Origin of the sequence: Bacillus sp. FJAT-45037 (assembly GCF_002797325.1) — a bacterium.
GTDB lineage: Bacteria > Bacillota > Bacilli > Bacillales > Bacillaceae_D > Alkalihalophilus.
Map to the genome: position 1 here is coordinate 2602127 of NZ_KZ454938.1, position 25858 is coordinate 2627984.

Below are 25858 nucleotides of genomic sequence, written 5' to 3' on the forward strand. Positions count from 1 at the left end.
CACCTCACCTAATCTTTATAAAAATTATTTAACTAAACTCGTCACGTTCTCCGTCTTCAATCACATCTGTCAGACGCTCGGAAAAATCTTGTGCCGCGTTAAAGCCAAGACGCTTTAAGCGGAAATTCATAGCCGCGACCTCGATAATAACAGCTAAGTTACGACCTGGACGAACAGGAACCGTTAACTTTGTAATTTCAGAATCAATGATTTTCATCGTTTCTTCCTCAAGCCCTAAACGGTCATATGCTTTTTTCTGATCCCATAATTCAAGATCGATACACAAGGCAATCCGTTTAAATGGACGAACAGCCCCAGCCCCAAATAACGTCATCACATTGATAATGCCTAGACCACGGATCTCTAGTAAATGCTGAATCAATTCCGGGGAACGTCCTACAAGAACATCTTCATTCTCCTGACGAATCTCAACCGAATCATCAGCAACTAGACGATGACCACGACGGACAAGGTCAAGAGCCGTCTCACTTTTACCGACTCCGCTATTACCTGTAATTAATACACCAATTCCATAAATATCAACCAAGACACCATGCACGGCAGTCATCGGAGACATCTCTCTCTCTAAGTAGTTCGTCAATCGGCTACTTAGTCGAGTCGTTGATAGCTTAGTGCGCATCAACGGAACACCATTCTGCTCCGCTGCCTCTACTAATTCAGGGGGAGCTTCATTATCACGTGAGATAATGATCCCAGGTGTGTCATATGTACATAATTTTAACATCCGTTCTTCTTTAACCTCTTGTGTGAGTTGCTTAAAGAACATTAACTCCGTGCGACCAAGCAATTGCAAGCGCTTGGCAGGATAATACGTGAAAAATCCAGCCATCTCCATCCCCGGTCTAGAGATATCACTTGTCGTAATCGGGCGATAAATCCCTTCTTCTCCTGCTATCAACTCGAGTTGAAAATTTTCTAATAGATCATTTGCCGTTATTTTAGCCATTCTTTTCCCACCTTATATGATTGAACAATTTCAATTCTGTATTTCGAGACTACGAGTTCCATTTTATCATGTTTTGATGAGCAAGACGAACGCCAGAGACCCCAGCAACGAAGCGAGCAGACGAAAAAAGCCTAACCATAAACGGTTAGACCTTTTTCTGCTGTTTAGTTACGTAATGGTTTCACAACGAATGTCTGCAACAACGCAATTAAGATCGATGCCAACAACGCCATACCAAACCCGTTAATGATAAACGCATCTCCCATCAATGCGGCGGTTAATAATAACGTCAATGCACTGACAACAAAGAGGAATAATCCTAGGGTTAAAATCGTAATCGGCAAAGTGAGTACGACCAAAATAGGTTTCACAATTGCATTGACCACAGATAGCAGCAAACTAGCAATAATAGCCGCTCCGAAGCCTGATAATTCAAATCCATCAAACACATACGCAATTAACAATAAAACGAGTGCATTTAGTACTAATCCAATAATCCATCTCATTATTCTGCCACGTCCTCTTCATTAGGTACAACAAAGATGGAAATAAGATAGGCTAGGAATATCGGCCATCCTGTGGTGAGAATGAATAGGACAACGGTTAGAATGCGTACAACGGTCGGGTCAAGATTAAAATATTTTGCTACTCCACCACAAACCCCTGCGATTTTACGGTCATTCTGTGTTCGGATTAATTTCTTCATATTTTACCACCTCATCTACTTTAGGCATTCTCGTTTACGTTAAGACAGGCGATCTCGGACTAAGGCTGAACCTGTATATGTGACTGCATTTACTTTCACACGTGGAGATGATTGTTGATTGCCGACAAAACTCGTTTGTTTTTGAGCAAATTCCTTCTTCTCATCCAGAATTTCATGGTCGTTCATATCAACAGAAAAGCTACCGACATTCGTCTTTAACTTTCCTTCTACTCGCATGTCTTCAGGAACATACAGATGAACACTTCCCGTCGTCGCCTTTAGATCAGCATATCCTGATTCCTCTAAACGATCCAATGTGTAGGTAATCCCGCCATTGACCGTTTCTGCATCAACATCCTGGGCTCGGCCAGACAACGTAATGCTGCCATTGACTGTTTTCACATCAACAAGATCGGCTTCTAGGTGCTTAAGATCAATCGCTCCATTTACTGTTTCAGCCATAATTTTTTTCGCTTTTACCGACTGAAAGGAGATCGCACCATTCAACGTATTCACATCAAATGTGTCGACAGTAATTTGTTCCCCTTTTATTTGGCCATTAAACGTGTAGAGCTTTAAGTGATCAAACGTCGTCTTTGGAACATAGACAGTCGCCTGTACTTTCATTGATTTCACTTTCGTATGGAACAATAACTTCTGCTCATTCACGCGAAATGTTGCTTCTTGCAAAAAGACTCGACGCGCTTCTTCAGTGTCCTTCACTCGATACACACGGGCCTCACATTCAATGCGAACATCAGGCTCTTCCCAAGGAACAAAGGTAATCGATCCATTTTCTAAAGAAATGTCGATGTTTTCAGGTGACAAGTCACGATGTTGGAAAATATGATCGACGACAACCGATGAACCGAAGTTGAAATCCAAATCAAAGTCTTTGATCTTTTGCAAAGCTGTATCAAAAAAGCTCGCAAAGCGATTTTCTGCCGATGTCGATTGGCGGTGACGTCTACGGTAATCCTCGCCTTCTTCCCACTTCACATCGGTTGATAATGGGTGTGAGTTCGCTTCCATGTTCTCAGCAGACGGTCCTTTTTTCGTATCCATCGCTTCTAACAGTTTAATGCCCTCTTCCGCAGTAATCTTGCCGTCTTCAATCATCTTTAAGATCATTTTACGTTCTTCCATTGTTAAGAGCCTCCTTATTATACAATCCAAGTACAAGTAATTACGCTCGTTCATCTGTGTAAAAAGAAGCCAGGAAATAAATAATTTGCTTAACTGACGTTCTGAACAATGCACAAACTTAGCGGATGAAATATACGTAGACTCCTGGCGGGTATTAGCAACGGTGAGACCCCACAGTGCGAAGCACGAGGAGGCTCACCAGCTTCCTCGCGGGTGCGTAGTATATTTCAGGAGCGGCTTATCTGCACCACCTATTATCTGTTCGGATTCCCGTTTGTTAAGCCACCGAGTCCTAGCCTCTTTTTTAATATCCTCTTCTATTGTATTACGGAAGAGGGCGTCTTCATGTTTCATACTTTTTAGTTTTTCTGTAATTCTTTTTCTTCGATGGAAGCTTCCATTCGTTTTCGGTCTCTTTCTAGGATGGATTTCAAGTAATAACCTGTGTAAGACTCCTTGACATCGGCGACTTCCTCTGGCGTTCCTTCGGCGACGAGTTGACCGCCCTTGTCTCCACCTTCAGGACCAAGATCAATAATATGATCAACCGTCTTAATCACATCGAGGTTATGTTCGATCACAAGCACCGTATCACCATTATCAACTAGACGTTGTAACACTTTCAGCAAACGATCAATATCATCGACATGCAGACCGGTTGTCGGTTCATCTAAAATATAGATCGTCTTTCCTGTCGCCCGTTTATGCAGTTGCGAGGCAAGCTTCACTCGTTGCGCTTCCCCACCAGATAGCGTTGTTGCTGGTTGACCGAGACGAATATAGCCTAGTCCAACATCGACAAGCGTTTGAACTTTACGCTTAATTTTCGGGATGTTGCTGAAGAACTCTACGCTTTCTTCAACAGTCATTTCAAGCACGTTCGAAATGGTCTTGCCTTTGTACTGAATCTCTAGTGTTTCACGGTTGTATCTCTTTCCTTCACACACTTCACACGGTACATACACATCAGGTAAGAAATGCATTTCGATTTTAATAATTCCATCTCCACGGCACGCCTCGCAACGTCCGCCTTTGACATTAAAACTAAAGCGCCCTTTTTTGTAGCCACGAACTTTTGCTTCATTGGTCATCGCAAAGACGTCACGAACATCATCAAAGACGCCTGTATATGTCGCTGGGTTCGACCTTGGCGTTCGCCCGATTGGTGATTGATCAATCTCAATCACTTTATCAATCTGATCGATGCCTTCGATCTCTTTATGTTGCCCTGGCTTGTCTTTGGCACGGTGGAGCTTTTGTGCAAGAGATTTATAGACGATTTCATTAATCAACGTACTTTTTCCGGAACCTGATACGCCCGTCACAGCCATAAATACTCCAAGCGGGAAGGAGACTGTTACATTTTTTAAGTTATTTTCCGACGCCTTTTTCACCGTGAGTGATCGTCCATCTGACTTGCGGCGTTCAGAAGGAAGAGGAATGAATTTCTTCCCTGATAAATACTGACCTGTTAACGATTTTTCATCGTTCATGATTTCTTCGGGCGTTCCTTCGGCGATAATCTCTCCACCGTGAACACCAGCACCAGGACCGATATCAATAATATGGTCAGCGGCCATCATCGTGTCTTCATCGTGTTCAACAACGATCAACGTATTCCCAATATCGCGCATATGCTCAAGCGCCTCAATGAGACGATCATTGTCGCGTTGATGCAACCCGATCGACGGTTCATCTAAAATATAGAGCACACCCATGAGCGAGGAACCAATTTGAGTCGCCAAACGAATACGCTGTGCCTCTCCACCGGACAATGTCCCTGCTGCCCGGTCAAGTGATAAATAATCAAGCCCAACATTGATTAAAAAACCAATGCGGTCATTGATTTCTTTTAAAATGAGTCGTGCAATCGCGAACTCTTTCTCTGTTAACTCGACGTTCTCGAAGAAATCCTTTGCCTCTTTTACAGACATTGATGAGATTTCTCCAATGTGAAGATCATTAATCTTTACAGCTAGTGCTTCTTTTTTTAAACGATGCCCTTTACAGCTCGGGCAATGTTTATTGGTCATATACGTTTCCATTTGTTCACGAATATAATCAGAACTTGTCTCATGGTACCGACGAGAAATATTGTTTGCGACCCCTTCAAAGACAATTTCATTTTCGCGCACTTGTCCAAATTCATTTTCATAACGGAAGTAGATTTTCTCTCGGCCACTTCCGTTAATAATTTTATCGAAAAGAGCCTCTGGAATTTGCTCAACGGGTTGGTCAAGATCAATCCCGTAATGATCACTCACAGCGGCTAATAGTTGTGGGTAATACTGTGAGCTTGTCGGTTCCCAAGCAGCAATCGCATGCTCTCGTAACGTCCGCTTACGATCGGGAACAACCAAGTCTAGATCCACTTCAAGCTTTACTCCTAGCCCGTCACATTTAGGACATGCTCCGTATGGGCTATTAAATGAGAACATTCGTGGTTCAAGCTCTGAAATCGAAAAGCCACACTCAGGACAGGCGTGATGTTGGCTAAATAGCAATTCCTCATCATCAATGACATCGACAAGGGCGTGACCATCTGCAAGCTGCAGGGCCGTCTCTAGTGAATCGGCTAAACGTGTATGAATGCCTTCTTTGATCACAATTCGGTCAATCACTACTTCAATGCTATGCTTTTTGTTTTTCTCGAGTTCAATCTCATCAGCTACTTCGCGCATCTCTCCATCAACGCGAACGCGGACGTAGCCTTGTTTTTTTATATCTTCAAGCACTTTGACATGCGTCCCTTTGCGACCAGAAACGAGCGGCGCAAGAATTTGCATTTTTGTGCGTTCTGGGTACTCTAACAAGCGATCAACCATTTGCTGGATCGTCTGCGATGAAATTTCAACGCCATGCTTCGGACAAACTGGTCTTCCGACACGAGCATACAATAGTCTTAAATAATCATGGATTTCTGTCACCGTACCAACGGTTGAACGTGGATTACGGCTCGTCGTCTTTTGATCAATCGAAATTGCAGGAGATAGCCCCTCGATCGCATCTACATCTGGCTTATCCATTTGCCCTAGAAATTGTCTTGCATAAGCAGAGAGCGATTCGACGTAACGGCGCTGTCCTTCTGCATAAATCGTATCAAAGGCGAGCGAGGATTTCCCTGAGCCTGATAAGCCGGTTAAGACAATCAGCTTATCACGCGGGATGGTCACATCAATGTTCTTTAAGTTATGTGATCTCGCTCCCTTTACGACAATCTTTTCTAATGCCATGCTGTTCACCCTTCCGCTTTTAACTCTAATAATAAGTCACGAAGTTCTGCGGCACGTTCAAAGTTCAACTCACGCGCGGCGTCTTTCATTTCTTTTTCCATCCGTTCGATCATCGCTTCTCGTTCCTTCTTGTTGAGCTTCGTTTTTGGAGCGACTGAAGTGGTTCCGTCATCCTCCGTTTGGATCGTTGCTTGGATCACATCAGGAATTTTCTTTTGAATGGTAGTAGGAGTGATGCCATGCTTTTGGTTGTGCTCTTCTTGGATCGTCCGACGTCTTGTCGTTTCATCAATGGCAATTTGCATCGATTTGGTGATCTTGTCGGCATACATAATGACTTGTCCGTTTGAATTACGAGCTGCACGTCCCATCGTTTGGATGAGCGAGCGCTCCGAACGTAAAAATCCTTCTTTATCAGCATCAAGGATCGCCACGAGAGACACCTCTGGAATGTCCAGGCCTTCACGTAATAAATTAATCCCGACAAGAACATCATACGTTCCCATCCGTAACTGACGAATCGTTTCAATTCGTTCTAGTGTTTTGACCTCTGAATGTAAGTATTGGACTTTGATTCCTAGTTCTTTTAAGTAGTCCGTTAAGTCTTCAGACATTTTCTTCGTTAGCGTCGTAATTAATACTCGCTCATTCTTCTCTACCCGCGCATGAATTTCTCCAATCAAGTCATCAATTTGACCATCAATTGGACGCACTTCAATCGTCGGATCTAATAAACCTGTTGGACGAATGATTTGTTCAACCATTTCTGGGGTGTGTTCAAGCTCATACTGACCAGGTGTTGCCGAAACGAACACAGCCTGAGATATTTTATTTTCAAACTCATCAAATTTAAGCGGACGGTTATCTAATGCTGAGGGTAAACGGAATCCGTGATTAACGAGAACTTCTTTTCTCGCCCGGTCCCCGTTGTACATCCCTCTTACTTGCGGAAGGGTTACATGCGACTCATCGACAATCAGTAGGAAATCTTCAGGGAAGAAGTCAATTAACGTATAAGGCGTTGCCCCTGCTTCACGAAGCGTCAGATGACGAGAGTAGTTTTCAATGCCCGAGCAAAAGCCCATCTCAGCCATCATCTCTAAGTCATACCGTGTTCGCTGTTCTAATCGTTGCGCTTCTAAGAGCTTGCCTTCCTCATGCATCTCTTTTAGGCGGACTTCAAGTTCTGCTTCGATATTTGCGATCGCTTTTTTTAATTTTTCTTCGCGGGTTACGAAGTGGGAGGCTGGGAAAATCGCGATATGATTACGTTCACCTTTAATTTCACCAGTGAGCGCATCGACTTCTGTCATCCGATCAATCTCATCGCCAAAAAATTCAACACGAATACATTGCTCATCGCGTGAAGCTGGGAAAATTTCAACCACGTCGCCACGAACACGGAATGTTCCTCGCGTGAAGTTAATATCATTGCGATCGTATTGAATGTCAACAAGATTACGTAACAATTCATTTCGATCCATCTCCATACCTGTGCGCAGAGAGACGACCAAATCACGGTATTCTTCTGGATTACCTAAACCGTAAATACACGATACACTTGCAATAATCACCACATCTTGCCTTTCAAATAAGGAGCTTGTCGCGGAGTGTCTTAATTTATCAATCTCTTCATTAATGCTTGCGTCTTTTTCAATGAACGTATCCGAACTAGGTACGTAAGCTTCTGGCTGATAATAGTCATAATAGCTGACAAAGTATTCGACCGCATTGTTGGGGAAGAATTCCTTAAACTCGCTATATAGCTGACCAGCAAGGGTTTTATTGTGGGCAATGATCAATGTTGGCTTGTTGATTTGCTGGATGACATTCGACATCGTGAATGTCTTTCCTGTTCCTGTTGCACCAAGAAGTGTTTGGTGTTTTTTGCCTTCTTTAATACCTGCTACAATCTCTTTAATCGCCGTCGGTTGATCTCCTTGCGGCTGATAGTCAGAGACCAGTTCAAACGTCTGATCCACGTAAAAACCTCCTTACAAACCTTCGATCTATTTTGTTTTAGTATAGCACAAGCCTATCACCTAAAAGCAAACAATAAGAACATACGTCCCCATATATACACATTAGGAAATCAACACAAAAAAAGAGAAAAAGCTGATCGACTCAGCTCCCTCTCTACATACCTGGGCGTTTCTCTAAGACTTTGGCCGCAACCTTAACCCCGACTAAAAATGACGGAATAGTGAGGAGAATCAGCCACCAAGGGTGATCATTCATCACAACAACCGAGAGAATGATCATCCACGTGACGATGCTTGCTCCAATCAAACTAAAAGTCACCCTCGTAATCACGACGATTAACAATAGTGGGAGGATGAGTGCCAGTATAATCTCTACCATGCTAATTCTAAATCTCCTTTTTTAAGCTCAAGCTTATATGACAGAATCTTGGAATTTGTAATCTTGCTTAACTAATAATACACCGAGTTGACGATGCTGACCATCATAGAGCGCTCCTTGAGCAAAACGCACTTCCCCTGCATGATCTAACACGTCGAGCTTACAAAACGCCGAATTTAGTTGCAACGCTCCATAAAAACTCGTTTCATCATGAATCGGTCGACCATTAATTTTCACAATCGTCTCTCCGACTTCGAGCTTCATTTTTGTCGCAGCGCTATTAGGAATAACACCTAGTATGACACAGCCTCGTTGTTTCGATCCGTAGAAGCTAGGTTGCCCTTCATCTCGTGCTTTGGCCACCATCCACAAAATCTCTCGTAAAACGATCGCCAGCGACGCGGTTAAAACAGCGACAAAAGGATACCAATAGCTCGCCGCCGCTAATCCCGCTAAGAGAAGACCAAGTCCGACGACGCGCATGCCCATTGTTTTGATCGGTTCGCTCGGCAAGCTCGCACGTACCCTTTGTCCAAAACCAATCAATACAGGGAATATAATTGGCTGAAAGCTCGTCTCACCTAATGTAAACACAGGCCAATGCTCAAAGCTCGGGATGATACCTACTGGCACTAGGAAGAAGACAGGAACGATCCATAAGCGCTTCGCCTCTTGAAAGCCAACCCACATCCCGCGCTTGCTTCGCTCGACACTAGGCGAGGTGTAGGTCGCACCGTTTCGATAAATAAGCAACCCTTCTCCAATCACAAACAAAGCAAGAATGATCGCGAGATGGTATAACGGAATTTCCGCCAATGCTGTTGCCACAGTTGAAAGAAAAGCCATGTCACTCAGCATAGGGGCAAAGGCAATAACCAATAGAGCCAGTCCAACAATATAAGCTGGCGACATCCAACGAACAGTTGTTGTCAGTACAAAAACCATCGTCGTTGCTATTAGTAGGAACAAGAGCGGAACAGTTACCACAAGTCCGAGTCCAATCGTAACGACAGATAGAATCAGTCCAATCATAATCGCCGGCCAAAAAGGAATAACAAAGTCAGCAATCCTGTCCGTGACCCTTGTGTGAAAGGCTGCTCGCTCTTTTTTTATTCGACGATGCGCAATCATAAAGATCACAAATAAACCTATGTATAAAATCGGGTTCGCAAAAAAGCTACCAATTGTCATTACAACACTTTTTAGAATGTCTATAGCCATCCAAAACGCCTCCAAACTCTTTGTCTCTATTCTACCTTATATTTAATAAATTAGGTGATTTCAACAACAAGAATTAGTGATTTTCGAGATTTTAACGCAATCTCAGGTTCCTAATTAAAAAAAAGATGCGTAGGGAAGTTTCTGCCCCTTACGCATCTTGGTCTTTACAATCAATCCTGCGCTTGCTTCGTTACAAGTTCGATCGCTGTTTGCAGTTGCTTATCGTTGGCTTCATCTCGAACCTCTTCGATAATCGTCTGCTGCAATAGACCAGCTGTTTCTTCATCGATCTCCCCTGTTACGGCTAAGCCTTGCGCTTGTTGAAACGCACGGACCGCTTGCTCCGTTTGTTCGTCAAAGTAACCATCTGAGCGACCCGCTTCATGCCCGAGCCCTTTTAACATCGTTTGAGCACTTCGAATTTGTTCGTTCATCATTTCAAGGCGCAGCGTTTCATCCCCAGTTAACGGGGCAGAGTAGAAGTAATCTGGTTGCTTCACTTCCACCGTTGGGTCAACGCCTTTCCCGTCCACATCATTTCCAGCTGATGTTAACCATCTAAACAAGGATAATTTCAGCTGACTTCCATCACCCAATTGAATCGTCTGTTGAACCGTCCCTTTACCAAACGTCGTTTCTCCGACCACATCATACCCACCAGCTTCACTTAAAGCGGCCGATAAAATTTCTGAGGCCGAGGCACTTGAACGATCCGTTAAGCCGACAATTGGATACGGCTTCGTCTCATTTAAAGAAGAGACATAACGAATTCTCTCTCCGTCACGATCTTGAATTTGAACGATTGGCTCACCACCTGGAATGATGAGCTTCCCAATCTTTTCGACACTATCTAAGTAGCCACCTGGGTTGCTTCTCACATCAATAAGAAGTCCGTCAATGCCCTGTGCTTCAAGTTCCGCTAACCCTTCTTCAAACCGCTCTGCTGTATCAACAGAGAATGACGTGATATCTAACATCCCAATCGTCTTCCCGTCTTTTTCAAACGTACTGACACGAACCGTTTCAATTGGAATATCATCTCGAACAACCGGAATCGTTAACAATTCACTCGCCCCCGCTCGTTCGACTGAAAGGGTAACCGTTGTTCCTTTTTCTCCACGAATTTTTGACACGGCTTCATAAAGCGACAAACCCTCTGTCGTCTCACCGTCAATTTCCATGATCTTATCATTCGGTTGAAGGCCTGCTTGCTCGGCTGGCGACTCACGGAACGGTACGACAATCGTTACTCGTCCATCAGTCATACTCACCTCAGCACCAATTCCCTCAAAGCTTGAATCAAGCGACTCGGTAAATTGATTCGCTGTTTCTTGATCCATATAGACCGAGTATGGATCATCAAGTGATTCAAGCATTCCGTCAATTGCCCCTTGAACGAGTTGTTCCTCGTCAATGTCTTCTACGTATTGCTCTTGGATAATCGCGATCATTTTCGCAATTTTTTCAAGCGCCTCTTGGTCAACAACAGCCTCTTCAGTCGGTGGATTTATTGTATCCGAAGACGAGGCTTGTTCATTTCCATCTAACGTTAATGAGCCTGTAAATAAAAACATGCTTCCTAGCCCGACCGCTATTGCAGCCACTAGTATGAGAAGCAAACGCTTGCTGGTCATTCCCATCACTCCCACTAGATCTCAAACCAATAGGTCTGGTCCTTGTCTGGTTGTTCATCAACACTGTAGCCGTCAGTCCCGATCAAAAGACATTACACGCAGCTGTGTAACGCTCTATTTTACATTCATCTTATGCCTAGCTTGTACGTAATATGTCGCACGAATCTATTACTATCATTCTAAACAAGGTTGAATTGTAAGTCAAAAGACGTTTACTTCTAAAGTCTAAAAGATTGTGAAAAACCCCGCAGTGAATTTCACTACGAGGTTTAAATCAATGATTAACGTGGAATATATTTAAAAGGATCGACTGAGTTCGATTTCGCACCGTTCCAGCCACCTTCGTGTACTTCAAAGTGTAAATGTGGTCCAAATGAACGACCTGTATTTCCCATCATCCCTAGACGTTGTCCTTTTGAGACAGTTTGTCCATCACGAACCTCTAAGTTTTCAAGATGTGCATACAACGTCGTAATTTGACGACCGTCCACAATGTGAGAGATTAATACGGTATTCCCGTAACTATTTGAGTAGTAAGCACGAACGACTTGACCATCCCCTACAGCTACAATTGGAACATCTCCTGAACGCCCATTTTTCCCAATATCAATTCCATGATGCATACGGCCCCCAAAAGATGTGCGCGGCCCATAAGTCGATGTAACCGAGCCTGTTGCTGGACGCATAAATCCAGAACTCGTCGCTGCAGGAGCACTATGTTGCGTGTTGCTACTTGCATTAGAGTTTGCATTTGAGTTCGAGCTTGAACCTGAACTTCTTGACGTTGTTTGTTGTGTTGCCGCAGCTGACTGTGCTGCTCTTGCTGCTGCTGCCGATTCAGCGGCCGCTTTTGCTGTTGCTTCTTCTTGGGCTTTACGTTCCGCTTCTAGACGTTCTGCTTCCTTACGTTTGCGCTCTTGTTCTGCTTCGTAGTCAGCAAGCTGTTGCTTTAACGTAGCTTCTTGTTCCTTTAAGATCGAATTTTCATCTTCAAGGTTTCCAAGGTCTGTGTGAAGCTCATCTTCTTGCTGTTCTAGCTGACCAAGGAGACGATCCTTCTCTTGACGTTGTTCTTCAAGCTGTGCACTCAGTTCTTCAAGTTCCATTAATTGCTCTTCAAGATTTTGAAGTTGCTCTTCGACTTCTTCTTTCGCCGCTTCAAGTGCATATTGATCTTCAATATGCGCATCTAAAATGTTACGGTCTTGTTGAGCGATCACTGTCAAAGCACTAACTCGGTCAAGGAAATCTCCGAAATCTCTTGCCCCAAGAACGACCTCTAGGTAATTAATCGATCCACCTGATTGATACATCGAACGCGCACGTTCCTTTAATAATTCATCACGCTCGGCGATTCTTTCTTCTAATACAACAATTTCAACTTGTAAATCTTCAATTTGTTCACGTGTTTGTTCAATCTCCGCACGCTTTTCACGAAGCTTTTGGTTTGTTTCAGACATTTGTTGATCAATCTCGCGCATTTCATCATTAACTGCTTGCATTTCACGCTCAATTTCAGCAAGCTCTGCCTCTGTTTTATTAGCTTTTTCGTTGTTTTGATTTTGCTCACGTTGTACATCAGAAATTTTATTTTTCAACTCGCTATTGGCAAAAGCGACATCTGTAGACGGGTATGGACCAAACAAACTAAATGTTAGTAAAGCGGCTGCTGCGACTAATCCGATTCTCCTTCTCATTCGATCTTGCTCCTCCTCTATATGTATCGTAGCAACATCTCTAGCTGCTACGATGGACATTTCATTTTTGTTTAAACTTTTAAGAACTTACGTACAGACATAACACTTCCCCACACTCCGATAAATGCACCAATTCCAATCAACAACGCGGCAATCTGCCAAACGTACGGGAATGGTGGAATAAGTGAGAAGAAAATCATCTCAAACTGTAGACCAAATGTAGAATAGACATACACATAGCCAAATCCTAAGATTAGAATAGGCGTTAATGACCCGATAATCCCCAGCAACATCCCTTCAACAAAGAAAGGCCAGCGGATAAAGCTGTTTGTTGCTCCGACTAGTTTCATAATTTGAATTTCTCGTTTTCTTGCAATGATCGTGATCTTAATCGTGTTAGCAATTAAAAACATTGCCGTGAACATCATACCTACTATTAAGACAATCCCAATCGTCCGAGCAAGATCCGTAAAAGCGAACAGTCGCTCAACAAAATCTTTTCCATAATTAATCGCCTCAACATTAGGCATTTCTTCAATCGTCATAGCGACCGTTTCCGTTAATTGCGGACTCGATGCTCGTACAACGAACGCATCATTTAGAGGGTTCTCTTCACGAATCGATTCAAATGCTCCACCTACATCATCGAGGCTTTCAATCAATTGATCGAGCCCGTCTTCTTTACTCAAGAAGGTCACACTTTCAACATGAGGGGTCGTTTCAATCTGCTCTCGCAATTCCTCTTGCTGTTCTGGTGACGATGTTCGTTCAATATAGACGCGAACTTCTACATCATCTTCTACACTACTAGCAAAATGGTTCGCATTCAAGATTAATAGTAAAAACGCACCAACGACAAACAGCATGACTGTCACCGCACTGATTGACGCAAAAGTCATCCAGCCATTACGTCCAAGGTTCTTCGTTCCTTCTTTCACGTGTCGTCCAAGGGTTCTAAATTTCATAACCGTAGTCCCCCTTTACCTGATCACGGACCACTCGTCCACTTTCGATGGCAATGACTCGACGCTTGATCGTATTCACAATGTCTTTATTATGAGTGGCCATAATGACCGTCGTTCCACGGTGGTTAATGTCTTCTAAGATCGACATAATCTCCCACGCTGTATCTGGATCGAGATTTCCTGTTGGCTCATCGGCAATCAACACTTCTGGTTGGTTCACAATCGAACGCGCAATCGCGACACGTTGCTGTTCTCCACCTGAAAGTTCATCAGGTAATGCTCTCGCCTTGTTTTTCAAACGAACAATGTCTAGAACATTCATTACTTTGCGTTTAATGACCGCAGGATCTTCTTCGATCACTTCTAGCGCAAAGGCTACATTTTCATAGACTGTTAGACTTGTCAGAAGTTTAAAATCTTGGAACACCACACCTATACGACGACGTAACTTCGGAATATGCTTTTCTTTTATCGTCGAAAGGTTCGTATTATCTATAAGAATGTCGCCTTTTGTCGGGCGCTCTTCGCGGTACATCATTTTAATGAATGTTGATTTCCCCGCACCACTCGGTCCAACAACGTAAACGAACTCACCTTTTTCAATTTTAATGTTAATACCATTTATCGCTTGGATATTGTTAGGATACATCTTCCAAACATCTTTCATTTCGATCAAAAAATCACTTCCTTGCGTTCAGTATATCGTGGATTTTGTATGAATCTAATCTTTAGGAACGCTACTTACCCTTAGTTACTTCATACACAAACCCTTTTATGTATGCAATGTATTCTTTTGTAGAAAGCTCACCTTATTTAGATTTTTCTGTCGGCTCGCTTACCCATTATACCATCATTTGAAACTTATGCATGTTCATTTATATTACATTTTCATTTCAAGTCTTGTTCCAATTGTAAAAAAAATGGTATAACATAACATGTTTTCACAACAAAAAAGATCTACTCTCTATGATGAGAATAGATCTTAGGTGTTATTGAGCAGCTAACCATTCCGCTAAGTTTGATGCTTCATCATCCTCAACGTTTTGAGCTGGCATTGTTCCAACACCATTATGAATAATGTCTTCAATTTCTGAAGCAGATAGACCTGTTCCGATTAACGCCGGTCCGCCTCCTCCTTCAAGATTTCCACCGTGACATCCGATACAGCTAGCTTCATACGTTGCACGAGCTGAATCTGCATCATAGCTTGTTGCCTCATCCGCTGGCGCTTCGTCAGCTGGCGTCTCATCTACTGGAGCTTCTTCATCGCCGCCGCCACATGCTGTTAACATAGCAATTGCACCAATAGCTACTAGAAATTTTTTCATAGTTGTATTTCCTCCTTCATTATATGGTTGGTTTTGGGGTTTTCCCCAGTTATCAGTATAGCTGATTTATTATCTCTTATGCTCGTTTGAATCCTTCTCCAAGCACCTCAGTTGCATTCGTAACGACGACAAACGCTTTAGGATCAACGGCTCTAACGATTTGTTTCAATTTTGTGACTTCCTGTTGATTCACTACACACATCAACACAGGTCTTTCCGCATCCGTATAGCCACCGTATCCGCTTAGCTTTGTCACCCCGCGATCTACATCTTTAATAATGCTTTGGCGAACTTCCTCTTGATGACTAGAGATAATAAGGGCTACCTTTGCATAGCCTACCCCCATTTGCACGATATCAATCGTTTTTCCTGTAACAAATAATGCAATTAAGGCATAAAGTGCCAACTCCAACCCGAACACGAGAGCAGATGTTAAGACGATGAGACCATCAATGACGAACACGCAGAACCCAATTGATAGGCCTGTATATTTTTGCGCAATTTGAGCGGCTAGATCCGTTCCACCTGTACTGGCATTAGCGCGAAAGACTGTTCCAAGACCGAGCCCTACGCCGATCCCTCCGAATAAGGCACCAAGTAATGGATCTTCAATCCCTACGGACCAATCACGGGAGAGGAAAACGACCAAAGGTAAGAAGACCGTCCCGACTAATGTTTTGATTCCATATTTAAACCCACCTAATAGAAATATCCCTAAAATGAATAAAGGAATGTTGAACGCCCATAATGTGTAGGCAGGCTCAAAACCGACTGTGTAAGTGAGCAGTGTACTGATCCCACTTACACCACCCGAGGCAATTTTGTTTGGTAATAAGAATAAGTTAAAAGATAAGGCCACAATCGCTGACCCAAGAAGTATGTACGTGTAATCAATGATGCTTTGCGTTAAAGGTTTGCGTGGCTCACGCCGCCTTTTTGAATTCCCCATGCTTGTCACACTCTCTTTTCTTCTTAATATGTCCTAAATCCTTCGGTAGTATAGCACCCGCTTTATAAACTGTAAATGCGAGCTCACTAATGCGGTAAAGGAGTAGCGGGCGCAACTAAGAGAGGTAGCGTTTTATCATTAATACTCTTCCGACATCGTAGTAAAGTCCTCGACAAATTTCCCGGGCAACAATCGACAGAAACCAAAAAAAAGGCTGCTCCGTTGAACAGCCTCCCCGTTACTGAATTTACATTTTCAAGAATGAACGTAGATACGCATTTATAAATCCGTCTAGTTCTCCGTCCATGACGGCATTTGTGTTTCCGATCTCAAAGTTTGTGCGGTGATCTTTCACCATACTATAAGGATGGAACACATACGAGCGAATTTGCGAGCCCCAACCGATCTCTTTTTGTTCGCCACGTATGTCCGCTAGTTCTTGTTGTTGCTTTTCGATCTCTAGTTGATAAAGCTTTGACTTTAACATCTTCATCGCATGGTCACGGTTTTTAATCTGAGACCGTTCACTTTGACACGTAACGACCGTATTTGTCGGTAAATGAGTAATGCGAATCGCCGAGTCGGTCGTATTAATATGCTGACCACCAGCGCCACTTGCACGATACGTATCGACCTTTAAATCTTCGGTACGAATGTCAATTTCGACGGTATCATCTAATTCTGGCATAATTTCACACGATACAAACGATGTATGTCTGCGACCGGAGGAATCAAAAGGTGAAATACGAACGAGGCGGTGAACCCCTTTTTCCGCTTTTAAATACCCGTACGCATTATGTCCTTTAATGAGTAGCGTGACACTTTTCACACCCGCTTCATCGCCTGGTAAGTAATCCATCGTCTCGACTTTAAAGCCGCGACGCTCTGACCAGCGCGTGTACATGCGTAGTAGCATCGACGCCCAGTCTTGAGATTCTGTTCCTCCAGCACCAGGATGCAGCTCTAAGATCGCATTGTTCTTGTCGTACGGCTCACTTAAAAGAAGCTGTAGTTCAAATGCATTGATCTCCTCTAGTAACGCTTTAAACCCTGTATCTAGTTCTTCTTCAAGACCTGAGTCCTCTTCTTCTTTCACTAGTTCATACGAGACTTCTAAGTTTTCGTGTTCTTCTTCTAGCCTTAAGAAGGTATTTACATGCTCCTTTAAAGCGTTCGATTCATTGATTACTGTTTGAGCGGATTCTTGATCGTTCCAAAATTCTGGATCTGTCATAAATTCATCCAACTCCGCGATCCGTTCTTGCTTAGCCTCTAAGTCAAAGAGACCCCCTAAAGTCCGTTAATCGCTTGGCCATTGCTGCTAATTCTTGCTTCACTTCTACTAATTCCATTTTCTCACCTCATGAGATATTTAGCAGGTAGCCTCTAGCTTTTAGCTACCTGCTACTCGCTTGTTTCCTACTGATTCGTGCCGCAGCAGTTTTTGTATTTTTTTCCGCTTCCACAAACGCAAGCATCGTTACGTCCGATCGTTTCGCCTTTGCGGATTGGTTTCTTTTTCTTTACTTCTTGTTTCGATGTGTCTTGGTGGACCGCTTTTCCTTCAGCGACTTTTTGGCGCTCAAGGTTTTGCTGAACTTGTGCTTTCATGATGTACATCGATACTTCTTCCTCAATAGATGCAATCATCGCTTCAAACATTTCAAAGCCTTCGAAACGATATTCACGCAATGGATCATTTTGTCCGTAGGCACGTAAATGAATCCCTTGACGTAGTTGATCCATTTGGTCGATATGATTCATCCACTTGCGATCAACGGTACGAAGCATAATAACTTTCTCGAACTCACGCATATGCTCAGTTGTAAACTGCTCTTCTTTCTCGTTGTAGCGTTCTTTTACCTTTTCCCAAATGAGTTCAACCATCTCTTCAGGATCAAGACCTTTAATTTCCTTTTCAGCGATCTCGCCTTCTTGAAGAAGGTTGGCGTTCATGTAATTGACAACAGCCGTTAAGTCCCAATCCTCTGGCACTTCACTCGTTGGTGTATGCAGACGAACGGTGCGATTAATCACATCGTTAATCATGCCTTCAACAATTTTACGTAGATTGTCAGACTCTAATACTTCCATACGCTGCTTGTAAATGATTTCACGTTGTTCACGCATAACATCATCATATTGCAAGATTTGCTTACGCGCATCGAAGTTATTGCCCTCTACGCGTTTTTGAGCCGTTTCAACCGCACGAGATACGAGGCGACTCTCAATCGGTTGGTCTTCTTCCATTCCAAGACGCTCCATCATCGCGCGCATATTATCCGAACCGAAACGACGCATCAATTCATCTTCCATCGATAAATAGAATTGAGAAGAACCTGGGTCCCCTTGACGACCGGCACGTCCACGAAGCTGGTTATCAATTCGACGACTTTCATGACGTTCTGTTCCTAATACATGTAGACCACCTAGCTCGCGAACGCCTTCACCAAGCTTGATATCAGTACCACGGCCCGCCATATTTGTCGCGATCGTGACAGCGCCTTTTTGACCCGCACCTTCAATAATTTCTGCCTCATGCTCATGGTTTTTCGCGTTTAACACATGGTGAGGGACGCGACGTTTGTTCAGAAGCTTCGAAACAAGTTCAGACGTCTCTACGCTGACTGTACCAACTAGAATAGGTTGGCCTTTTTTGTAGATTTCTTCAATTTCTGTCACAACAGCTTTAAATTTCGCTTCCATTGTTTTATAGATCAGATCCGCATTATCCGCACGTGCAATCGGGCGGTTCGTTGGAATAACCATAACGTCCATTCCATAAATATTGCGGAACTCTTCTTCTTCCGTCTTCGCTGTACCTGTCATCCCGGCAAGCTTTTGATACATACGGAAGTAGTTTTGGAATGTAATCGAAGCAAGCGTCATGCTCTCACGCTGGATCTGCATTCCTTCTTTTGCCTCGATCGCTTGGTGAAGACCATCGCTGTAGCGACGACCTTTCATTAGACGGCCCGTAAAGCTATCGACAATAACGACTTCCCCGTCTTCAACAACATAATCCGAATCACGCTGCATCACAATATGCGCTTTTAATGATTGATTTAAATGGTGATTTAATTGTACGTGCTTTTGATCATATAAGTTCTCAATTCCAAAGGCACGTTCGGCTTTTGAAACCCCTTCTTCTGTTAACTGTACCGCTTTTGACTTCTCATCAAACGTGTAATCTTCTTCTACTTTTAACACACGAATAAACGAGTTTGCTTGTGTATACAGTTGAGTCGAACGTTCAATCGAGCCTGAAATGATCAACGGCGTTCTCGCTTCATCGACTAAGATCGAGTCAACCTCATCGACTAAGGCAAAGTTAAGTGGTCGTTGCACCATTTGCTCTTTGTAAAGCACCATGTTATCACGAAGATAATCAAAGCCTAGCTCATTATTCGTGCTGTAGGTAATGTCTGCGCGATACGATTCTGCTTTCTCTTCTTTTGACAAGCCTGATTCGTTCAGACCTACCGTTAAGCCGAGGAAACGATAGAGTTCGCCCATCATCTCACAGTCACGACGTGCTAAATATTCATTGACCGTGACAACATGGACACCTTTTCCTGTAAGCGCATTTAAGTACACAGGCAACGTTCCAACTAAGGTTTTCCCTTCCCCTGTTTTCATCTCAGAAATATTCCCTTGGTGTAAGGCAATCCCCCCGAGAATCTGCACGCGGTAAGGCGTCATTTTTAATACTCGAGTCGATGCTTCTCGTACCGTCGCAAACGCTTCTGGTAATAAATCATCTACCGTTTCGCCCTTTTCAAGACGCTGCTTAAATTCTGTTGTTTTATTCTTCAGATCATCATCTGATAGCTTTTTCATGTCATCAGCAAGCTCATCAACCTTGTCCACAATCTTTTCGTTCTTCTTTACTTGACGTTGGCTTGGATCGCCTATGACTTTCTTTAGTAGTCCTAGCATTGGATTCGCCCTCTCTTCATTCAGCTCATAGTGTGAATTATGAACGTGAAGCTTTATCTCACTTATGCTTAATTTTAACAGTTTAAATCTAGCCTTACAAGGTAATTGAGAATGGCTTACCCCTAAACAATTAAGAAAATGTTTAATAAAGCTAGGTTATGGGGTATTTGAAAAGTAGAAGCTGCTATAGGAAGTTGCTCTCGAGAGGCACGTGAAGCCTATGCAGTCACCTATCGAAAGGAGAAGGGATGAATGAACGCTCGAACAATAATCCCTTATTAACGCTATGATCCATGTACTTATCATTGAAAATGACCCAATGGTTGCTAAATTTAATGCAATCTTTATTGAACGCTTCTCTTCCTATAAACTCATCGGCACTGCACCAAGCGTGACAGAAGGATGGGACTACCTTAAATCGAAGCATATCGATTTAATTTTACTCGACGTCTATTTGCAGCAAGAAAACGGGTTGGACTTTTTGAAAGAATTAAGACGGATCAATCACCCTGTCGATGTGATGTTTCTCGCATCGGTGAACGATTGCCAAACGATTCAAACCGCCTTCAGATACGGTGCGGTCGATTACGTCATCAAACCGTTCGAATTCGACCGACTCCAACAGGCACTTGACCGCTTTGAACAAACGCATAAAAGGATGAAAAACCACTCCTTTCAACAAGATGAAGTTGATCAATTATTTTTAACGAATGACCGCTACTCACATTAAATGAGTAGCTTTTTTCATGTTGGTTTAAGCAAATCAGTCCCACAAACGCCCAGAACGGCATAGAGTGGAGAAAGGAAATTTGTTTTTATTTCCATTATATTGAAGCGTTTGCGCGGAAATGGACTGAAGTTGCGCGAAAACGTCTGCTAGTCGCGCGAAAAATCCATCAATATGCGCGGAAACCTCGTAAACTTGCGCGAAACGACGCGCCTACACCACACATCAACGAAAAGTCATGTATTCTAGCATGCTAAATCATGCATGAGGATTGATTTTAATGAGAGAGGAAGAGATTGTATGAGATTAAATCGCAATATTAACTGGGGGGTTGACTCCGCGGCGGCGGTTACCGAAGATCTGTATGCTTGCGTGACATCAAACTATGGGCAGCCTGACTTTTGGGGTCGTTACTTGACCACCATTGAAAATGTGAGTGATGGTCTCACGCGTGAAGAGATCGGTTATATTCGCAATCAAGGAATGAAGATCATGCCGATTTACAATAATTTCAGCGAAGCCATCGGGGACCGGGCTGGCCATGTCGCCGCACGTAATGCGATCTTCCAAGCAAGGAGGCTCGGTATCGGCGAAGGGAGCTTTATCTTCGCCAATATCGAAAACTTCTTCCCTGTCGATGCAGCGTGGATCACCGCGTGGGCAGGCGCTTTCTTAAATAGTCCGTTTCGCCCCGGTTATTACGGAGACCCCGTAGAAGGAGATTTTAACGCGGCCTATTGCGCGGCAGCCGAATCAAGTGAAACGGTACGTCAGCAAGCTGTTATTTTTAGTGCCGAGCCAGAACCCGGTACCAGCCCGAAAAATCGAATCCCGCGCTACAACCCAGCTCGACCTGATTGCGAGGCCAACGTCTGGGCATGGCAATATGGGCGCGATTCCGAAACATGCCCGATTGACACGGTGTTAATGGAAACAAAGCTATATGAATCATTAGGATAAAGACAAAAAAGGAGCACAGCATCGATGGCTGCGCTCCTTTCACATTTTTAATTTAAGCTTCTGATTCAATTAAACCATACTTACCGTCTTTACGGCGATACACAACATTTGTCACACCGTCTACAGCATTTTGGAAGACGAAGAAGCTATGACCTAACATATCCATCTGCAGAATCGCTTCCTCTGCATCCATTGGCTTAAGGTTGAAACGTTTTTTACGGACCACTTGAATTTCATCGTCATCCAATTCTTCTTGTTCAAGAGGCTCTAGTTCATTTTTGAACATGTATTTCAAGCTTCCTTCTTGACGGAACTTGCGGTTTACTTTTGTTTTGTGCTTGCGAATTTGACGTTCAAGCTTCTCAATCACATTATCAATGGCCGCATACATATCAGTGTGGACTTCCTCACCACGTAATAAGAGCTGCGGCATTGGGATTGTCACCTCGATGATGTGTTGGGTATTGAGCACCTGCATTTTAACATTGACATCAGCAACAGGCGTTGTGTCGAAATAGCGTTCAAGCTTCCCAACTTTTTTCTCAACATAGTCACGCAATGCTGGAGTTACTTCGATGTTTTCACCACGAATATTATAATTCATAAAGAACTCCTCCTTTTCTATGTAGTTAGTATTCTACATACCCGTTTAATATTCCTTCTTAAACATAAAATTAATTATTAAATTGTGACAATTTTCTACACGTAGAGAAATATACGTATCATTTCGTTTGAACGATCGGCAATTTCGAATGTTTCAAGTAACCGATATGACGGTATTCTGCCACCTTCATAGGCTATCCACCTTGGCCGTTTTCAATCGTTCCAATCCTTCCCTTATTCGACAAATGTATTTTCAAGCGAAAGGGAAAAGGTATTTTAGAATACTAAAAACCCACCCTGAAATCAGGATGGGTTGGATCGTTATAGCTATAGTTCATTTCCTACCCAGGAATGTGAATTAAAGCTTAACTACGTTTGCAGCTTGAGGTCCACGAGCACCTTCAACAATTTCAAATTCAACGTCTTGACCTTCGTCTAAAGACTTAAATCCTTCAGATTCGATAGCTGAGAAATGTACGAATACATCGTCTCCATCTTCACGCTCGATAAAACCAAATCCTTTTTCTGCATTGAACCATTTTACTTTTCCTTGCATGTTTTCACATTCCCTTCGTATCGTAATTCATGTGGAAATTTTCCACACTTTTACTATATCAAGGTCATTATTCGTTGTCAAACGCTTTACATATAAAATTAACTGAAAACATTGTAAATTATCAAGCTATGATTGTGAAATAGTTGTAACCGCTTGCTTTTTGAGCCTTTCGCCCATTTTTCATTTCCTCCAAACGTCTCTAATCTCATCGTTTATACCTAAGTACAAAGGACGTATTTCCCTCTATCTTCCAATTTATTCTCGTTTCTCCCTACCTTCTCACTCTAAACTTTGGTAAAATAAGTCATGTAATGAAACACGAACGAAAAAGGGGATGTACGAACATGAAAAAGTTGAAATGGATCGGAGCTGGACTCGTCGCACTGATGATCATGACCGGTTGCAACGAAACGTCGACCACAGAAACAGAAGAACCCACAGAGACAGAAACGGAAACCGAAGTTGATGCACCCGAGCCGGATGTAGAGGAAGAAGAGGTTGTCGCTCCTGCGGAAGATACGCTCACTGTAGAGGACGTTCTTGCAAAATCAATTGAAGCGATGAACAATGTTAAAAGCTATCGCACAGATATGAACATCTCCCAAGAAACATCGCTCGGACAAGATGAAACAATTGCCACTGATATATCCATGAGAATGGATATGATCGAAGAGCCGCTTGCTTTTCATCAACAAACAACGATGACCATGCCTGATTTCGGCGAAGATGCCTATGTAACCGAAATGTACTTCACCGAAGAGGGTGTGTTCATGTATGACGGAATGGAAGATTTTTGGTTTAGCTATCCTGAAGAATTTCAAGAAGAGTTCATAGCTATTCAAGACATGCAGATGAACCCCGAAGAGCAGCTAGAGTTGTTACAATCATATGCTGACAACCTGACACTAACGGAAGAAGGAAATCATTACATCATCACCATCGAAGGGTCCGGACAATCCTTTGATCAAATGGCCGATCAACTTCATATGATGTTTGGTGATGCCTTTGCAGAAGGGTTCAGCGAATTGACAGCATTCATGGATATTTCACGTATGGACTATGCCATCCACATTAATAAAGAAACATTCTTCCAAGAGGAAATCGATATGTTTATGGAATTCAGTATGGAAACGGAGGGCGAATCGATTTCGATGGTTCAAAACACGACAGGAACGTTCTCGCACTTCAACGACATCGACAGCATCACTGTTCCAACAGAAGCAATCGAAACAGCCGAAGAGTTCAGTTTAGACCTTGGGGAGCTGGAAGAGTTCGATGAAGCAGAATTTGAAGTGGTTGAAGAAGAAACAGACGAGTAAATAAAGAAAAACAGCGCATTCCATTTGCGCTGTTTTTCTTTATCAATATCGCCCCCTTACCAGAACTAAAAAACCCGAACAATGGAAGCATCCATTATTCGGGTTATCGTTTTAAATGATCCCCATTAAAGCCCTAGAGATACATACTTAATTTCCAAATAATCTTCTAGGCCGTAATGACCTCCCTCTCTTCCAATGCCACTTTGTTTGAATCCACCAAATGGCGCTTGCGGTGTTGATGGAAGACCATCATTCAATCCAATAATTCCATATTCGAGCGCTTCAGTCATACGGATGCCGCGTGTGATGTTTTCGGTAAACACATAAGCTGCTAGACCAAAGATTGAATCATTGGCACGCTTAATGACTTCCTCTTCTGTTTTAAAAGTAGTCACAGGCGCAAGTGGACCAAATGTTTCATCCGTCATGCAAATCATCTCATCGTTCACTTGAGATAAGATCGTTGGCTCCATAAAGAGCTGCCCTACAAGATTACCTCCTACCTCGATTTTAGCTCCTTGATTAACTGCATCTTCAATATGTTTTCGGACTTTATCAACAGCTGCTTTATCAATAAGAGGTCCGATATCGACCCCTTCTTCTAGTCCATTTCCAATGCGTAGCTCTTTTACTTTAGCCACTAGCTTCTGGATAAATGGCTCTTGAATCGATTCATGAACATAGATTCGATTCGAGCAGACGCATGTTTGACCTGCATTTCGAAACTTCGACGCAATCACTCCTTCTACCGCCTTATCTAAATCGGCATCATCAAGTACGATAACCGGGGCATGTCCTCCAAGCTCCATCGACACTTTCTTAACCGTGTCTGCTGCTCCTTTTAGTAATGTTTTACCAACCTCCGTTGATCCGGTAAATGTTAGCTTTCGAATTCGATCATCCTCTAGCCACACCTTACCGATTGCCCTTGAATTACCCGTCACAAGATTGATGACTCCTTTAGGAATTCCAGCTTCTGTGGCCAGTTCGACCATCTTAATCGCCGTAAGCGGGGTTAAATTAGCTGGCTTTAAAACAATAGTACATCCAGCCGCTAATGCCGGCCCCACTTTTCTTGTAATCATTGCGGCAGGAAAGTTCCATGGCGTGATCGCTGCGACAACTCCGACCGGTTGCTTATGAACAAACAATCGCTTGTTACGCTGGGTTGCTGGAATCGTTTCACCGTAAATACGCTTGGCCTCTTCTGCATACCAAGAAAAGAATCCATTTGCATAATTCATTTCTCCTAAGGCTTCTTTGAAGGGTTTCCCTTGTTCACGAGTCATCACTTCAGCAATCTCTTCTTTGTTTTGATCAATCAAGTCATGCCATTTTCTAATCAGCTCGGCACGTTCATAAGCTGAATAACCTGACCACTCTTGAAACGCATTAAAAGCTGCATCCGCTGCATCTCTCGCCTCCGATTCTCCTCCATTTGAAACCGTTGCGATCACTTCTGCTGTAGCAGGATTCGTCACTTCAATCGCTTCTGAATCATGACCTACCCACTCACCATTAATAAAATGCTGGTAGTGTTTCATCAT

At 43.1% G+C, this 25858-nt stretch carries 22 protein-coding genes; 3 read left to right on the top strand and 19 right to left on the bottom strand.

All coding sequences use genetic code 11. The annotated features are described in order from the left end of the window. Nucleotides 1-28 precede the first annotated feature (28 nt). The 16 genes from hprK to secA all read right to left on the bottom strand — a co-directional run bounded on the left by hprK (nt 29) and on the right by secA (nt 20146). Nucleotides 29-967: an HPr(Ser) kinase/phosphatase gene (gene hprK / locus CDZ88_RS13280; RefSeq protein WP_100374009.1), complete on the bottom strand. Its 939-nt coding sequence runs from the start codon at nt 965-967 to the stop codon at nt 29-31. Between the two features lie 164 nt (nt 968-1131). Next, a complete protein-coding gene (locus tag CDZ88_RS13285) occupies nt 1132-1473 on the bottom strand; it encodes a phage holin family protein (protein ID WP_100374010.1) in 342 nt (113 codons plus the stop codon). After that, nucleotides 1473-1673 (bottom strand): PspC domain-containing protein, encoded by a 201-nt coding sequence (locus CDZ88_RS13290; protein WP_100374011.1) that lies wholly within the window; start codon nt 1671-1673, stop codon nt 1473-1475. Before CDZ88_RS13290 ends, CDZ88_RS13285 begins: the two co-directional genes overlap by 1 nt. A 39-nt stretch (nt 1674-1712) precedes the next feature. Then, entirely contained in the window at nt 1713-2819 is a 1107-nt protein-coding gene (locus CDZ88_RS13295) for a DUF4097 family beta strand repeat-containing protein (RefSeq protein ID WP_100374012.1), read from the bottom strand. Nucleotides 2820-3178: 359 nt separating this feature from the next. Then, nucleotides 3179-6052, bottom strand: coding sequence for an excinuclease ABC subunit UvrA (gene uvrA, locus CDZ88_RS13300; protein WP_100374013.1), 2874 nt, complete (start codon nt 6050-6052; stop codon nt 3179-3181). 5 nt (nt 6053-6057) lie between these two features. Then, complete coding sequence (uvrB, locus tag CDZ88_RS13305; RefSeq protein WP_100374014.1) at nt 6058-8034, bottom strand: excinuclease ABC subunit UvrB; 1977 nt, start codon at nt 8032-8034, stop codon at nt 6058-6060. A gap of 154 nt (nt 8035-8188) precedes the next feature. Beyond that, nucleotides 8189-8413, bottom strand: a complete 225-nt coding sequence (locus CDZ88_RS13310; RefSeq protein ID WP_100374015.1) for a DUF2198 family protein — start codon at nt 8411-8413, stop codon at nt 8189-8191. Between the two features lie 33 nt (nt 8414-8446). Further along, nucleotides 8447-9634 carry a PDZ domain-containing protein gene (locus tag CDZ88_RS13315; RefSeq protein ID WP_100374016.1) on the bottom strand — a complete coding sequence of 396 codons (1188 nt, stop codon included), beginning with the start codon at nt 9632-9634 and terminating at the stop codon, nt 8447-8449. A 170-nt stretch (nt 9635-9804) separates the two neighbouring features. Next, entirely contained in the window at nt 9805-11268 is a 1464-nt protein-coding gene (locus CDZ88_RS13320) for a S41 family peptidase (protein ID WP_100374017.1), read from the bottom strand. Between the two features lie 281 nt (nt 11269-11549). Further along, on the bottom strand, nt 11550-12965 hold the full coding sequence (locus CDZ88_RS13325) for a murein hydrolase activator EnvC family protein (RefSeq protein ID WP_100374018.1): 1416 nt from the start codon (nt 12963-12965) through the stop codon (nt 11550-11552). Between the two features lie 71 nt (nt 12966-13036). Continuing rightward, a complete protein-coding gene (ftsX, locus tag CDZ88_RS13330; RefSeq protein WP_100374019.1) occupies nt 13037-13930 on the bottom strand; it encodes a permease-like cell division protein FtsX in 894 nt (297 codons plus the stop codon). Next, the gene (ftsE, locus tag CDZ88_RS13335) at nt 13920-14606 is read right to left on the bottom strand and encodes a cell division ATP-binding protein FtsE (protein WP_100374020.1); all 687 of its coding nucleotides are present in this window, start codon (nt 14604-14606) and stop codon (nt 13920-13922) included. The genes ftsX and ftsE overlap by 11 nt, the downstream gene beginning before the upstream one ends. A gap of 313 nt (nt 14607-14919) precedes the next feature. Then, nucleotides 14920-15258, bottom strand: coding sequence for a c-type cytochrome (locus CDZ88_RS13340; protein ID WP_100374021.1), 339 nt, complete (start codon nt 15256-15258; stop codon nt 14920-14922). Nucleotides 15259-15334: 76 nt separating this feature from the next. Further along, entirely contained in the window at nt 15335-16207 is an 873-nt protein-coding gene (locus CDZ88_RS13345; protein ID WP_100374022.1) for a YitT family protein, read from the bottom strand. Between the two features lie 247 nt (nt 16208-16454). Beyond that, nucleotides 16455-17559, bottom strand: a protein-coding gene (gene prfB, locus CDZ88_RS13350; RefSeq protein ID WP_100374023.1) for a peptide chain release factor 2 whose coding sequence is annotated in 2 segments (ribosomal slippage) — nt 16455-17486 and nt 17488-17559 — 1104 coding nt in all. Because the reading frame shifts where the segments join, the coding sequence is not laid out codon by codon here. 67 nt (nt 17560-17626) lie between these two features. Continuing rightward, nucleotides 17627-20146, bottom strand: a complete 2520-nt coding sequence (gene secA, locus CDZ88_RS13355) for a preprotein translocase subunit SecA (protein ID WP_100374024.1) — start codon at nt 20144-20146, stop codon at nt 17627-17629. A 286-nt stretch (nt 20147-20432) separates the two neighbouring features. Here secA and CDZ88_RS13360 point away from each other — a divergent pair, with 286 nt between their 5' ends. Then, on the top strand, nt 20433-20876 hold the full coding sequence (locus CDZ88_RS13360; RefSeq protein ID WP_100374025.1) for a response regulator: 444 nt from the start codon (nt 20433-20435) through the stop codon (nt 20874-20876). 297 nt (nt 20877-21173) lie between these two features. Beyond that, nucleotides 21174-21833 (top strand): glycoside hydrolase domain-containing protein, encoded by a 660-nt coding sequence (locus CDZ88_RS13365; protein WP_100374026.1) that lies wholly within the window; start codon nt 21174-21176, stop codon nt 21831-21833. 52 nt (nt 21834-21885) lie between these two features. Here the strand turns inward: CDZ88_RS13365 and hpf are convergent, their stop codons facing one another. Together hpf and cspD are read right to left on the bottom strand one after the other, a co-directional pair. Continuing rightward, nucleotides 21886-22437, bottom strand: a complete 552-nt coding sequence (gene hpf, locus CDZ88_RS13370; RefSeq protein ID WP_100374027.1) for a ribosome hibernation-promoting factor, HPF/YfiA family — start codon at nt 22435-22437, stop codon at nt 21886-21888. 357 nt (nt 22438-22794) lie between these two features. After that, entirely contained in the window at nt 22795-22992 is a 198-nt protein-coding gene (cspD, locus tag CDZ88_RS13375; protein WP_100374028.1) for a cold-shock protein CspD, read from the bottom strand. Between the two features lie 344 nt (nt 22993-23336). Here cspD and CDZ88_RS13380 point away from each other — a divergent pair, with 344 nt between their 5' ends. After that, on the top strand, nt 23337-24311 hold the full coding sequence (locus CDZ88_RS13380; protein ID WP_100374029.1) for a DUF6612 family protein: 975 nt from the start codon (nt 23337-23339) through the stop codon (nt 24309-24311). 125 nt (nt 24312-24436) lie between these two features. Here CDZ88_RS13380 and CDZ88_RS13385 read toward each other — a convergent pair whose 3' ends face one another. Further along, nucleotides 24437-25855 carry an NAD-dependent succinate-semialdehyde dehydrogenase gene (locus tag CDZ88_RS13385; protein WP_100374030.1) on the bottom strand — a complete coding sequence of 473 codons (1419 nt, stop codon included), beginning with the start codon at nt 25853-25855 and terminating at the stop codon, nt 24437-24439. Nucleotides 25856-25858 lie beyond the last annotated feature (3 nt).